The 13,928-nt window shown below is 34.9% G+C and carries 9 protein-coding genes and 2 pseudogenes; 7 read left to right on the top strand and 4 right to left on the bottom strand.

All coding sequences use genetic code 11. From position 1 onward, the window contains the following. Positions 1-1,078: 1,078 nt before the first annotated feature. The 3 genes from ACFIJJ_RS08255 to ilvC all read left to right on the top strand — a co-directional run bounded on the left by ACFIJJ_RS08255 (position 1,079) and on the right by ilvC (position 5,120). On the top strand, positions 1,079-2,200 hold the full coding sequence (locus ACFIJJ_RS08255) for an ATP-dependent RecD-like DNA helicase (RefSeq protein WP_375623318.1): 1,122 nt from the start codon (positions 1,079-1,081) through the stop codon (positions 2,198-2,200). A gap of 84 nt (positions 2,201-2,284) precedes the next feature. After that, a complete protein-coding gene (locus ACFIJJ_RS08260; RefSeq protein WP_375623316.1) occupies positions 2,285-3,019 on the top strand; it encodes a pyridoxine 5'-phosphate synthase in 735 nt (244 codons plus the stop codon). A gap of 1,081 nt (positions 3,020-4,100) precedes the next feature. Then, a complete protein-coding gene (gene ilvC, locus ACFIJJ_RS08265) occupies positions 4,101-5,120 on the top strand; it encodes a ketol-acid reductoisomerase (protein WP_375623314.1) in 1,020 nt (339 codons plus the stop codon). Between the two features lie 115 nt (positions 5,121-5,235). Here ilvC and ACFIJJ_RS08270 read toward each other — a convergent pair whose 3' ends face one another. The 4 genes from ACFIJJ_RS08270 to ACFIJJ_RS08285 form a co-directional block, all read right to left on the bottom strand. Continuing rightward, the gene (locus ACFIJJ_RS08270; RefSeq protein ID WP_375623312.1) at positions 5,236-6,627 is read right to left on the bottom strand and encodes an amino acid permease; all 1,392 of its coding nucleotides are present in this window, start codon (positions 6,625-6,627) and stop codon (positions 5,236-5,238) included. 1,014 nt (positions 6,628-7,641) lie between these two features. Then, positions 7,642-9,042 (bottom strand): amino acid permease, encoded by a 1,401-nt coding sequence (locus ACFIJJ_RS08275; RefSeq protein ID WP_375623310.1) that lies wholly within the window; start codon positions 9,040-9,042, stop codon positions 7,642-7,644. 777 nt (positions 9,043-9,819) lie between these two features. Beyond that, on the bottom strand, positions 9,820-10,224 hold the full coding sequence (locus ACFIJJ_RS08280; RefSeq protein ID WP_375646599.1) for a LysE family translocator: 405 nt from the start codon (positions 10,222-10,224) through the stop codon (positions 9,820-9,822). Positions 10,225-10,445: 221 nt separating this feature from the next. Further along, the gene (locus tag ACFIJJ_RS08285) at positions 10,446-11,054 is read right to left on the bottom strand and encodes a fumarylacetoacetate hydrolase family protein (RefSeq protein WP_375623306.1); all 609 of its coding nucleotides are present in this window, start codon (positions 11,052-11,054) and stop codon (positions 10,446-10,448) included. A 584-nt stretch (positions 11,055-11,638) separates the two neighbouring features. Here ACFIJJ_RS08285 and ACFIJJ_RS08290 point away from each other — a divergent pair. The 4 genes and pseudogenes from ACFIJJ_RS08290 to ACFIJJ_RS08305 all read left to right on the top strand — a co-directional run. Continuing rightward, positions 11,639-12,103, top strand: a pseudogene (locus ACFIJJ_RS08290) (DEAD/DEAH box helicase family protein); the annotation flags it as partial. A gap of 26 nt (positions 12,104-12,129) precedes the next feature. Continuing rightward, positions 12,130-12,882, top strand: a complete 753-nt coding sequence (locus ACFIJJ_RS08295) for a hypothetical protein (RefSeq protein ID WP_375646600.1) — start codon at positions 12,130-12,132, stop codon at positions 12,880-12,882. A gap of 72 nt (positions 12,883-12,954) precedes the next feature. Next, entirely contained in the window at positions 12,955-13,260 is a 306-nt protein-coding gene (locus ACFIJJ_RS08300) for a hypothetical protein (RefSeq protein WP_375646601.1), read from the top strand. Between the two features lie 63 nt (positions 13,261-13,323). Beyond that, positions 13,324-13,404, top strand: a pseudogene (locus tag ACFIJJ_RS08305) (lysozyme); the annotation flags it as partial. Positions 13,405-13,928: the final 524 nt, after the last annotated feature.

The following is a 13,928-nucleotide window of genomic DNA, read 5'->3' on the forward strand; positions in this document are numbered from 1 at the left end:
TTACATCAAGAAGCGTTAGCAGACTTCAAAGAAACATTAGAAACATTGTGCGAAGCGTGCTTTATAGAGAAATGTTAGAAAATCCTATTCCCTAACTTTTATTTACGTATCCCGTACTTTAAAAAAGATATATAAAATCAATTATCTATATAGATAAAAAGAGGTCTTGTTATTTCTAGCAATAAGAATAGCATTAATTAATTAGTTTTTATAAACTTTAAAACATTGTGATAAAAAGAAAAAGTTTGACTCAGTCGATGGAGAATTGTGCTTTTCTCATATTTTAGAGGATGAACCTGAAGTGTTACGCTGGACTGAAACCATGTTCCAGTTTTCTTATAATAGACTACTAAAAAGGCCATACTTACGAACCAGATTTTATTGTCGAAATAGACAAAGCTCCATATTTGTGCGAGATAAAGCGTGCTGCATATAAGCGTGATGTCTCTCTTTATTCGTTGAGATATAACATATTTGTAGCATGAAGAGTAAATTTATTAAAATCATGATAAGAGGGAAATAAGAACCTTATAGGTGTATCATTGTAGGATTAAGTCGTTTTGTTGAGAGCTATTTCTATTTTTACCAAAAGGTTTTTGATATATTTAATGATTATTTCGTAATAGTGGATGTACTTTAATTTTTATGAGCAAGAAAGCTGATTGATTGTGTAGAATAGTATTCATAAAATGACATTATTCTTATCCTGTTAAGGACATTTTTTCTAGCGCGGTTTTTGCAATTGCAATACTCTTTTTCTCATTCTAAATTTTGGTTAGAAAAAGCGTATAGAGGTGTTATTTTAAATTTAAGATATGCATATTCCATTGTTGGTGTTACTGTTGTAAAAAATGATATTTTATTTGATAAGTATAAGGTGTTACCCAGAAGATCGATGTATAGATAAAATTTAGATTGTTACAATATCTTGGAAAAACAATGGGTAAATAATTGATAATTGTGCTACGAAAGTTGTTAGATGGGCGTGTGTCAGCAATTCTTAATAAAAAAGTTTTTCTTGATAGTCGGTTTTTTTCAAAATACTGCTTTTTTTATGCAAATCTTATGTTGGTAAGCTATGCAGTTTTCACGGGAACAGGATAATGCATTGAAGGCTGTTGCCGCGTGGTTGAGGGAAGGGCGTTCTCCTCTTTTTCGCCTTTTTGGCTATGCGGGGACGGGTAAGACGACGCTTGCGCGCTATTTTGCAGAGACAGTTGATGGTTCTGTTCAATTTGCTGCTTTTACAGGGAAGGCGGCGCAGGTTTTGCGTTCTAAAGGTGCAAGCAATGCTTGTACTATTCATTCGCTAATTTATTGTCCACGTGGAGAAGAGGAAGTTTCCGATGAAATAACAGGAAAAAAGTCTATTGCTCCAACATTTACGTTAAATCGAAGAAGTGCTGCTACACAAGCTAAACTCATTATTGTTGATGAGTGCTCAATGGTTGATGAACAATTGGCCCGTGATTTAATGAGTTTTCGAACGCCAATTCTTGTTCTTGGTGATCCAGGTCAATTGCCTCCTATATCAGGTGGGGGCTTTTTTTCTAATGGGGAACCAGATTTTCTTCTTTCAGAAATTCATCGGCAAGCGCGCGATAATCCGATTATACGTCTTGCTATGGATGTACGTGAAGGACGCGATATTGCTTATGGTGACTATGGAGAAGCGCGCGTTGTGACACGTAAAGAGGTCAATCAACAATTGGTTTTGGATGCTGATCAGGTCTTGGTAGGGATTAATCGTACACGCCACCTTTATAATCAGCGTTTGCGTGTGTTAAAGGGATTTACAGCAGATTATCCGCAAGCGGGAGATAAACTGGTGTGTTTGCGAAATGATCCTATTAAAGGTTTGTTGAATGGCTCTTTATGGAAGGTGATGACTTCACAGAAGGAGACCGTTAAACCAAGTATTAATCTTCTTGTGAAACCAGAAGAAAGTGAGCGTGGGGTAGCAAAGATTAAACTTTTAAAAGCAGCGTTTGAAAACCCTGATCAAGAAATTTCATGGCAATTAAAAAAGCGATATGATGATTTTGATTATGGGTATGCATTGACGGTTCATAAGGCGCAAGGTTCGCAATGGAATAATGTCGTTTTGTTTGATGAAAGTTTTGCATTTCGTGATATGTATGCGCGCTGGCTTTATACGGGAATTACCCGCGCAGCAGAGCGTTTAACGATTGTTCGATAGAAAAAAATGTGTATATCATCTAAGTTTCAGATGGAAAATGCCTTTTTTCTATCTTGTTACACACTATAAAAAATGGAAATGGGTATGGCGGTAAAACTTTCGGTTAATCTTAATGCTGTTGCTGTTTTGCGTAATCGACGTAATCTTCCGTGGCCAAGTATAACGAATATTGGGCATATAGCGCTTGCTGCTGGAGCAGCAGGTTTGACGGTTCATCCACGCCCTGATGAAAGGCATATTCGTTTTGCGGATTTGCCAGATATATACTGTTTAATAAAGAATACTTTTCCTACTGCTGAGTTTAATATTGAAGGTTATCCCAGTGATCAATTTTTGGATATCGCTAAAAACTATGCGGATCAGATTACCCTTGTTCCTGATGATCCAGATCAGTCAACGTCTGATCATGGTTGGAATTTTGCTCATGATGCAGAATTTTTAGCACCTATTATTCAGAATTTAAAAAACAGAAAGATTCGTGTATCCCTTTTTGCTAATCCTACTGTCGATGGTCTGGATATTGCTAAAACAATGGGCGCTGATCGTGTGGAATTTTACACGGGACCTTACGGTGGTGCATTTCAGGATAAAACAAAACAAGATCAAGAGCTCAATAAACTTGTTTTAGCAGCAAGAAGAGCAAAAGAATTGCAGTTAGGTATAAACGCGGGGCATGATCTGACACTTATGAATCTTCCTGCTCTTGTCAAAAATATTCCTTGGCTTTATGAAGTTTCTATTGGCCATGGGCTCATTGCTGATGCATTAGAGTATGGAATACATGAGACTGTTCAGCGTTTTATTCGGTTATTATCGTAATCTTTTTCTCTCTATAAAAATTGGAAAAGAAATTTTTATAGAGGTTTGCCAATTTATCTTAGAACATAATATATGTTTGAGATAAATAGCACTATTATCGTGCATTATAAATATTCTATTGTTCCTCTATTTATTGGTTGCTTTCTATCTTTTGTTTTTGAGTGTATGCGATGTTTTTATTTGTACTATCCATTATGAGGAAGTTTTAAAATCTTCTTATTATAATTTCTTTGAATGGAGAAGAAATAGGGTTTTGAAAGTATTTCCATTATAAAGGAGTGCGTAGGATTTTAATGGATCAATACATAAATTTTCTTGATATTTGAGCTCATTTTTGGGTTATCTGTAAATAGTATAACGTAAAATCTCCTTATGAATAAGCTTAATGCAATAGGAGCTGTTAAATAGAATGATAATATCGACTTGTAGCTTTATGAAGTAAAGAGAGTGATGTGCAATAAAACTTACACTATTATAGGGAATTCTTGAAAAGGGCTTGAGCATATTAAAATTTTTTTATAAGGCGCCATAAATGGATAACATAATAGCCGTATGGGGGGATTCTTCGTGTGAGAGGCGTGGATATTAAAAGAATGTAAAAAGTAAAAGCATCCTCTCTATTATTCTAAAGATCTTGTTGTATATGCTTTTGAAGGTTGTATTAAAACAATACTTGTTATTTTGTAATTTTTCTTGCTATCCGTATTGATTTGGTTCATGTTAAGAATTGTATGTTGTATTTTAATTTTTAGGATATAATGTTTTGTTGCGCAATATACGCAATAGAAGAGTAGAGTATTAGCAGGTATATTTTCTTTAGAAATCTTGTTTTATGTAATATATCGTTCTTTTAGAGAAGCAGTTGAAGTGTATTTGGGGATCCGTATATGTTTTTGGAATGTTTGGGGACCACAGTTTTTTCTATACAATATGTAAACTTTAAAAGCTTATTCAATTGCTCTGTTCTTATAAGCAGCGTTTTTTGTCTTTATAGTGTGTGATGCACTGAAGATAATGTTTCTTATTGAATAAATAAGTAATCTGAAATCCAGTTTAAATAGAGAAAGAAGGAAGTGTTTTTATGCGTGTTTATTATGATCGTGATGCGGATGTTAATCTCATTAAAGGGAAAAAAGTAGCCATTGTTGGTTATGGTTCTCAAGGGCGTGCGCATGCTTTAAATTTGAAAGATTCCGGTGTTAAAAATGTACAAATAGCTTTGCGTTCAGGGTCGGAAACAGTTAAAAAGGCTACAGCCGATGGTTTTGAAGTGGTGAGTGTTGCTGAAGCAGCAAAATGGGCAGATCTCATTATGATGGCAACACCAGATGAATTGCAAGCTGATATTTATAAAGAGCATATTCATGACCATTTACGTGATGGGGCAGCAATTGCTTTTGCCCATGGTTTGAGCATTCATTTTGGCTTGATTGAACCTAAAAAAAACGTTGATATTGTGATGATTGCTCCTAAAGGTCCAGGGCATACAGTTCGTCATGAATACCAACGGGGGTGTGGTGTTCCTTGCTTAATAGCGGTGGCGCAAGATGCTTCAGGGCATGCACATAATGTAGCATTATCTTATGCATGTGGACTTGGTGGTGGACGTGCTGGGGTGATTGAAACAACATTTAAAGAAGAGTGCGAAACTGATCTTTTTGGTGAACAAGCGGTTCTTTGTGGTGGTCTTGTTGAATTGATTCGAGCCGGTTATGAAACGCTAACGGAAGCAGGTTATGCACCAGAAATGGCTTATTTTGAGTGTTTACATGAAGTGAAACTGATTGTTGATCTCATGTATGAAGGGGGCATTGCAAATATGAATTATTCGATTTCTAATACAGCTGAATGGGGTGAATATATGTCTGGTCCACGTGTGATTACGGATAAAACTAGAGCAGAAATGAAACGTATATTGAAAGATATTCAAACGGGTAAATTTACATCGAATTGGATTCAAGAATATAAAGCTGGTGCTGCTCATTTTAAAAGTATGCGGCGTTTAAATGATAATCATCCTATTGAAGAAGTTGGTAAAAAACTTCGTTCTATGATGCCTTGGATAAAATCGAATGCTTTGGTTGATAAAGAGCGTAATTGAAGCTTCTACAGAGATATTTTGTCAATAGCTTTTATAATTTTATAGATAAATATCAAAAAAAGGGTAACTTTAGTTACCCTTTTTTATATGTTTTTGGAAACATAAGCTTTATTTTTTAATTTTTTGCATAATTCTTTTTCCCAAAAAGAAAGTATACAATTCCTAAAAATATGAACCACGCTGGAGTGTATTTTAAAGCTATGGCAGTATCAGCTTCTAATGATAATAAATAGATAATGAATGCAAAGAAAACAAGAAGCGCCCAACACATAACAACACCTCCTGGCATTTTATAAGGAGAGACAGTATGCTGGAGAGGACGATTGCGGCGATAGACGATATAGCTGATCAAAATGATAGACCATACAAATATAAACAAAGTTGCGGCAATTGTCGTAACAATTGTAAAAGCAGCTATGAGTGTTTGAGATAACGATACAACGGCATAACCAAATAAGATGCATAAACATGAAAAGAATAATGCGTTGGCTGGAACGTGGTTACGAGAAAGTTTTCCTAAAAATTTAGGAGCACCCTTTTGTGTTGCTAGCCCATATATCATACGGCTGGTAGAAAAAATTCCACTATTTGCTGAAGATGCGGCAGCTGTGAGGACAACAAAGTTCATCAAACCTGCAGCAGTTGGAATACCAATAAGTGCATACATTGTTACAAATGGGCTTTTTTCTGGACTGATTTGATCCCACGGCGTCACAGACATAATCACAAGAAGAGAGAATATATAAAAGAATACAATGCGGATTGGTATTGAATTAACAGCCTGTGGTAAAGCTTTTTGAGGCTCTTTTACTTCAGCAGCAGCTGTTCCAGCGAGTTCAATGCCAACAAAAGCAAAAATAACAATTTGAAATCCAGCAAAAAAGCCTGTAATTCCTCGCGGAAAAATATTCCCACCGTTCCATATATGGCTAAGAGAAGCAACTGTACCGTTTGGAGAGACAAAACCGGTAAAGATCATATAAAATCCTACAACAATTAAGACTAGAATTGCTACGATTTTTATAAAACCAAACCAAAACTCAAGTTCGCCAAATAGTTTTACGGCGACGAGGTTAAGAATTAAAAAGGACATAAGACCAATTATAACAGGAATCCATGGATTGAGTTCAGGCCACCAAAAGTGTGTATAAGTGACAATCGCAATAATTTCAGCAGTTCCAGTGACAATCCAACACAACCAATATGTCCAGCCGATAAAGAATCCAGCACACGGTCCTAGAAGATCGGTTGAGAAGTCAATAAAAGATCGATATTGTGTATTAGAAAGCAATAACTCTCCCATAGCACGCATGACAAAGTATAGAGCACAACCAATAATTGCATAAACGAGTAGAATCGAAGGTCCTGCTACACTGATTGTTTTTCCTGATCCCATGAAGAGACCTGTTCCAATCGCTCCACCAAGGGCTATAAGTTGTATGTGTCGGTTATGTAGTCCACGTTGCAATTTCTTCTTAGGTTTTTTTTCTAAATTTTGTTTGTTCATTTTTGGGGAGTTCTCCTTAGTTATTTTTAAATAAAAATTACCCTAAAAAAGGTAATTCCTTCTATCGGAACACGCTATGGTTAAGGAGTAAAGGAATTTTTTTCTATGACTTTATGTGAATAAAGCAAAAACATTATTAAATGATGGAGTAATTATTTTATATATATAAAACATAATGCAAATTATAATATATTTTTTTTAATTTTTTATGATTTATACATAAATTATATATAATATATAATACAATATATAATATATAGTATTATTATATATTATATATATAATAATTTATATTAATATATATTTTTATATACTAAAATATTATATAAAAATCTTTATATTTTAAATTATATATTAATATATTATTTCTAATTATAGAAAAATATAAATAAAATTATAAATTTATTATATATAAATTTTTTATATAAAGAAAATATTTTTTAATAGCTGAAATTTTATTAAAAATATTAAAAATATATTTAAAGTTTATCTTTAAATAGTTATCTTTAAAATTTATTTACAAATAGAAAAATATTTTCATAGAATCTTTTTTTATTGCAGATAGCTATTAAGATATATTCTGTTTAAAGCTATATTTTTAATTTTGATAAAAAATTGAATATAAACTTTTGGAGGGGGAAAAGTTTTAGATAAATCTCATGTTTTATTAGTAAACAATGTCAGTGAATTTTATAGAGAGTTCTTTACAGAATAGCTTATTCTCATCCTATTATACAGTAAAATACTGTTGTGTAGAGTAGTGATATAAAGCATATAACATTTTATGCATTAAGTATTTTTAGAATGGGTGGTGAGTGTTCAGGGCAGGGCTAGCCCATAGAGCCTTATGTAGGTGAACCATATAAATGATCAGCAGCATTCCCCCTTAATAAGCCGGATTGTTTACAAACCGGTGCCGGTAGGAATCGTCGTTTTTTGATGTTTGGGGAGGAGGTTAAGTAGAAAAAGGGTAACTAAAATTACCCTTTTTGGAGATGTTTTTATGTATAGACTTTATTTGTTACCTTGAGTTATTTTTTTCTTTACAAACATAAAATACATTATACCTAAGAAAACAAACCAGAATATACTATATTTTAAGGCTAGTAGAGTATCAGCTTCTAATGTCAACAAATAGAGCATGAAAACAAAGAAAACTAAAATTATCCCACACATGATAACACCTCCTGGCATTTTATAAATGGATTCAGTGTGTAGATGAGGGCGATTGCGACGATACACAATATAGCTAATCAAAATTACAGACCATACGAATAAAAATGCAATAGCTGAAATGCTTGTCACAATTGTAAAAGCACTTATGAGGCTTGGAGAGAGTGAGGCAATTGTATACCCTATTAAAATACATAAGCAGGAAAAGAATAAAGCATTGGCTGGAACATGGTATTTGGAAAGTTTACCTAAAATTGGAGGAGCACCTTTTTGTGTTGCAAGTCCATATATCATACGGCTGGTAGAAAAAATACCACTATTTGCTGAAGAGGCAGCTGAGGTGATAACGACAAAGTTCACCAAGCCAGCAGCTATCGGAATGCCTGCAAGCCAAAACATCGAGACAAAGGGGCTTTTATCTGGAACAATTTGATCCCAAGGTGTGACAGACATAATTACAGCGAGAGAAAAAATGTAAAAGAGTACAATACGGACCGGTATTGCATTAATTGCTTTGGGGAGAACTTTTTTAGGTTCTTTTACTTCAGCAGCGGTTGTTCCAGCAATTTCTATACCAACAAAAGAAAAAATGGCAATTTGAAATCCAGCAAAAAAACCTGTCATTCCTCGCGGAAAGATATTGCCATCGTTCCATACGTGATTGAGAGAAGCAACTGTACCATTGGGAGAGGTAAAGCCCGTAACGATCATATAAAATCCCACAACAATTAATGCTAAAATTGCGACGACTTTGATAAGACCAAACCAGAATTCAAGTTCACCGAATAGTTTCACGGCAAAGAGGTTAAAGATTAAAAAGACACTAATGCAGGTAAAAACGGTAAACCATGGATTGAGTGTTGGCCACCAAAAGTTCATATAAGTGATGATGGCAATAATGTCAGCAGCTCCAGTTACAACCCAGCTCAACCAATAGCTCCAGCCAACAAAGAAAGCGATTCCCGGTCCTAGCATATCGGTTGAAAAATCAATAAGAGATCGGTATTGTGAATTAGAAAGCAACAATTCTCCCATAGCACGCATGACAAAGTATAGAGCAAAACCGATAATAGCATAAACGAGTATGATGGAAGGACCTGCTACACTAATTGTTTTTCCTGCCCCCATGAAGAGACCTGTTCCAATAGCACCACCAATGGCTATAAGTTGTACATGTCGGTTGTGTAGTCCACGCTGCAACTTATTCTGAGAATTATCTTTTAAATTTTGTTTGTAGCTCATTTTTTGGGGGTTCCCTTTAATTATTTTGAGATTAAATTACACTAAAAAAGCATTATTTCGTATCGAAGCATGATATAAATGAGGTGTAAAGGAAAAAAACGTTTTTTATGATTTTGTGTGGATAAAGAAAAGAATATGCTTTTGAAAAAAGAGAATGTTGTCCTCTTAAATAACGTAACAGATATTTGAATAGGGAGCTTTTTATTGTTATTAATAACAAATAGATTGTTCATTAAAAGACGTGGGGCTTTTAAAATTATTTCAGAAAGTTGTCAGGAGTTTTTATAATTTTTTGAAACTTATTATTTGTAATCAGTGCATTATTTATTATTATTCATAATGGTGAGAGTTTTACTTTTTGCTCAAATAGCGCTCGAGAGTTCTCATCTTAGTTTAAGAAATAATTTTTAATGGAAAATTAAAATGATTTTTAAAATCATTTTTTTGTTTGTATGGTGCTATCATAAGTGAGAAGGGATTACTTTTGTTTTACAGAGGAAAAGAGAGCTACCATAGTTCTTTCTTTTAAAGTGGTGAATAAGATGTCCCTTTAGATATTGATAACACTTGATAAAATGTTGAGAGAAATTCGAATTCTTTATACAAAACGTCTTTATGCTATAATACTGAAATGCAGCGTAATTCAATTCTTCGGAGAAAATGTGAAAGAACTGGTGGTTCTATAAGTTCTGTTAGAGATTGAGCTATTCATAGTGAGAGACAGAATCAGGAAAAGATTGCTCTATTAACTTTAGAATTTGTTATCAAAAGATAAAACTATCCAAAGAAAATGAAAAAAGAAAACAGAGATAAAACTGTTCCTGTCGCAATGTTAATCGAGCCTTTTACCCGCTGCTTTTTTAAGGTGGTACTGGCAAATGATATAAAAATGGTCATTAAAGTAAACCATGCAAAGATGTTGAAAGAATGTATTGTGACAAGTTCAAAACCTTTTTTAATGCTACCTCCAGAAGCTAAGAATTTTGGAAAAGCTGCTATGTAAAATATAGATACTTTGGGGTTTAGTATTTGTGTCAAAAAAACGTCCATATAGCTGGTTAAAAGCTTTGTTTCACTCGTAGCATGCTTTTCATTCGTTGAACTTCTTTCTTTTAAATTTAAGCTGTGTATTCCAGATTTAATCGATTTAAAGCCCATATATAATAAATAGCAGCTTCCCATGAGTTTTACTAAAAAAACAGCGTTTTGTTATTGAGAATGAGCGTTGATACACCCAATATGGAAAATGTCCCATGCACATATGTTGCGGTATACAATCCTAAAACATTCGTAAATGCGTTTTTTTTCAAGTCGCGTTGCATTATCTATGATAAGGGCCATATTCGGTCCCAGTGAGATGACTAAAAAAAATGAAACAATGAAAAAGGTCAGTATTTGATGATTCATTTTACTTTTAGCTCTGAAATTAATTGATTTTCGAGATACAATTCTATTCTGTCAAACTGAGAAAGTTTTCCGACACCCTGTGGAGTGCCTGTGTATATGAGATCACCACGTCTTAGCTGAATGTAGTGACTTAAAAATGAGATTATCTTCTCAAAGCTAAAGATCATATTTTTCGTATTGCCAACTTGCCTTGTTTCGCCATTCAACTTCATTGCAAAGGTGATTGGTGTGTTTATTTTTTCTTTGTTTATGAAGTCAGAGACGTATGCAGCGCCTTTAAATCCTTTCGATAAAAGCCAAGGAAGCTTTTTTTCTTTCAGTTTTGTTTGCAAATCCCGCGCGGTGAGATCAAGACCTATTGCTACGGCATCATAGCATTCTTCTGCTTCTTCCTCCATGATCATGAAAGCGTCCTTTGAGATTTTGAGCACAATTTCAGTTTCAAAATGTATTTCTTTTGAAAAATCAGGGAGATAAATTTCATTGCCTAAAACGAGTGAACTTTTTGGCTTGCTAAAGATAACAGGTTCATCTTCAACAACATTGCCTAGTTCATGAATATGTTCAACATAATTGCGTCCAACACAGTAAATGTCATTTATCATAGGGCGCCCTCCAAATTTTTCATTTTCTCTTTGTATAGGCAAGAGAGAACTTTGCAAACAACATTTTTTCTTATATCTCGTTGTGCGGTTTCTGAAAAAGAAGCATTGTGTGGGGTGATGACTAACCATGATGACAGTTCTTCGCATTGGCTCTCTTTTGAAGAGTATCCAATCTTATAGTCTTTGAGATTACTTTAATTTTAATTGCCAGTTTCCTGAAATTACTTTATTATTTAAGGGGTAGTTTTGGTCGTCTATGCAGCGATCAGTAGGGTCTGAAAGCCCTAAAGTTTGATCATAAAAATGAGCCTACTCTGTTGGTGTCTCGGAATTATGGAATTTTTTTCTATGTCTAGGTGCGATGAGCACTAAAAGCAAAAAAGCGGATTCAAACTAAGTACTTTCAGACTTTCGGAATATTAATGCGAGGGTGTTCGCACCGTACTCCGCGGGGGGAGCTTAAAAGTGAAAACCAAAAAGCTACATTTTAACGACATTTCTATAGGCAATAAATTCGCTTTCAAAAAACAATGCTGGGAATGTTGCAAAAGCAATTAGAGCACCAATTAGGGATAACTTTTTAACAAATCCAAAAGTATGAGAAAGTCTGTGAGGGTTTAAAAGAAGCAGATCGCGGCAAACTTATTGTGGTATGTGGAGTGGGGAAGATTTTTACCAGCTTTAAGATAGCAGAACAAATAGCCGGAACTGGCAAGCGTGTTTTGTTTTTCGTGCCTTCTCTGGCTTTGATGTCACAAACGATAAGAGAATGGACACTCTATACAGAAGTGTCATTGCGTTTCTTTGCGGTGTGTTCTGATACATAAGTTGGCAAGCGTCGTAAAACAAAGATGCTGTTGTCGAACTTGATGTCTCAGATCTTGGCTCTATCAGCTACCAACTGATGCTTAAAAGCTTTGAAAAAAAATAAAGTCTTAGCAAATGCAATGACTGAGGTGTTTGCTCCTTACCAATCAATCCAAGTGATTGAAAATGCGCAAAAGAAATACCGTTTACCAGAATTTGATCTGATCATTTGTGAAGCAGCACAGGCTAAGGCAGTAAGGTAGAACCTTTGGTTGTAGAAGCCAAGGAAGTAGCTGAGACTGCGAAGACAACAGCGGAAGAAGCGAAGAGTGTTGCGGAGCAAGCAAAGGAAGAAGCTGATACGACGAAGCAAGGGCTTGGAGAGGTCAAGAGTCCATTAGACACGGTGACAGCAACGACAAATTCTGCGAATACAGCCGCCTCTGAGGCAAAAGTGTTAGCGGAAGAAGCGAAGAGTGCATTGACAGAAGTTCAAGAGAAGGCACAGAGGAACAGTGACAGTTTTTCTGAGCTTCAAAGTAAGGTAAGTGCTCTTTCCACTAATTTTTTAGAGGATGTGCGTTTTGATCAGCTTTACAGGCTTCTGGAAGCCGATCCGGAAAATAGAAAAGGTCTTGTGATCAATAACGGTGCATGTTTTCGCGTTCATCATGGTGGTGAGAATGGGGGTAGGTTCCTCTTTTACTGCGTTCCAGGGCGTGGAAGGATGTCTTTTGAAGAATATATTGAAGCAGGAAAGGATTATTATATATATATCACTATAAAAGATCAGACGAATAAGATATCCTTTGAAATTTCGCAAAATCCGACAGCTCCTAATGGCTATACAGAGGATAATTCTGAAAAGATTGGCGGATTTCATACGCTTTGTGCGGATGTTGGTGAGATTGAAGGCCATCTCTTATCGGGTTATCAAGCGGGGGATATCTTGCCCAATTCTGTTTGGTGTCTCAATCACCGCCCGCGTAGTAGTCCAGAAGGGATGGTTTACAATCCGTAGCATCATGTTTGGGTTGATATTTATCTTCAATCAGGGGCAGGTATAAATGCAAAGTCGGCATATGGTGTTCCGATTACGACCAATCGTAGTTATGCAGATCATTCCTTTGATAAGGCTGAAACCGTAAGGAGGCTAGGGAATCTTTTAGCAACACGTTTTTATTGGGTTTTTGTTAAAGAGCTTGGAGAGGGAGAAGAGGGGATTGAAGATGACACGCATAAGGTTTGTCTAACAACAAGCATGCCATTTGATTCAAATGGTGATTTTGTAGAAAAGCGTTGTCAGTATGAATTACAGGAAAGCGAATATGCGCCGCTCTTTCAACTTGGCTTTCGTGTTGAAGAAGTCGAGCAGCTGATCAAAGAGCATAGCCAATAGAGATCATAAGAAAACATTTTTATGCCGCCTCACTTTTGTGGGGCTTTTTTTATGGAGCGTTAGATGAGAAAGATATCGAAAGAAGGATTAGAGCTTATCAAACAATGGGAAGGTTTGCGTTTAGAGGCTTTAAAAGATATCATATCAAAAAACGCAATAAAGTCAATATGTTGTTTGCAATTATTTTATATGAATCCACTTAAGAATCCATTCTTTTATGCATGATTCATTTGACCATTTTTGATATAAGATTGCCATGTATGAATAGAGCATAAAAAGCAAATCATGATGTAAAGATTATAACGCATGTGTGTATTCAAATGAAATGAAAAGCTGTTATCATTCATAACAGTTTATAAATTTTATGATACGTTTTTATCACTTAAAAATCGCATTGAAGTTAGTAATATAAACTTTTTTAATTTCGCTAAATTTTTAGCGAAACTATTATAAGCTTATAAGTTTAATTTATAAAATTGCATAAAAAGATTTAAAGACAAAATCATATTTAAAACGCTTTCTAAAAATTTAGAAAACGATAGGCAGGCATTATACAGATCCTATCATCACAACAGATATGAAATTCAAAACGCTATATCTTATGAAATGAAAAGCCTTTTAATGAATAGATTGCAGGCTAGTCTTTAAGAATGGAACTATTCGCTTCC

The sequence above is a fragment of the Bartonella sp. TT29SHDZB genome (assembly GCF_042193395.1).
Taxonomy (GTDB): Bacteria; Pseudomonadota; Alphaproteobacteria; order Rhizobiales; family Rhizobiaceae; genus Bartonella.

Excerpts from the sequence above, each read along its gene's own strand:
- ACFIJJ_RS08255 (WP_375623318.1), top strand. The coding sequence starts at position 1,079 with ATGCAGTTTTCACGGGAACAGGATAATGCATTGAAGGCTGTTGCCGCG.
- ilvC (WP_375623314.1), top strand. The coding sequence starts at position 4,101 with ATGCGTGTTTATTATGATCGTGATGCGGATGTTAATCTCATTAAAGGG.
- ACFIJJ_RS08270 (WP_375623312.1), bottom strand. The coding sequence starts at position 6,627 with ATGAACAAACAAAATTTAGAAAAAAAACCTAAGAAGAAATTGCAACGT.
- ACFIJJ_RS08285 (WP_375623306.1), bottom strand. The coding sequence starts at position 11,054 with ATGATAAATGACATTTACTGTGTTGGACGCAATTATGTTGAACATATT.
- ACFIJJ_RS08275 (WP_375623310.1), bottom strand. The coding sequence starts at position 9,042 with ATGAGCTACAAACAAAATTTAAAAGATAATTCTCAGAATAAGTTGCAG.
- ACFIJJ_RS08280 (WP_375646599.1), bottom strand. The coding sequence starts at position 10,224 with ATGGGAAGCTGCTATTTATTATATATGGGCTTTAAATCGATTAAATCT.
- ACFIJJ_RS08260 (WP_375623316.1), top strand. The coding sequence starts at position 2,285 with ATGGCGGTAAAACTTTCGGTTAATCTTAATGCTGTTGCTGTTTTGCGT.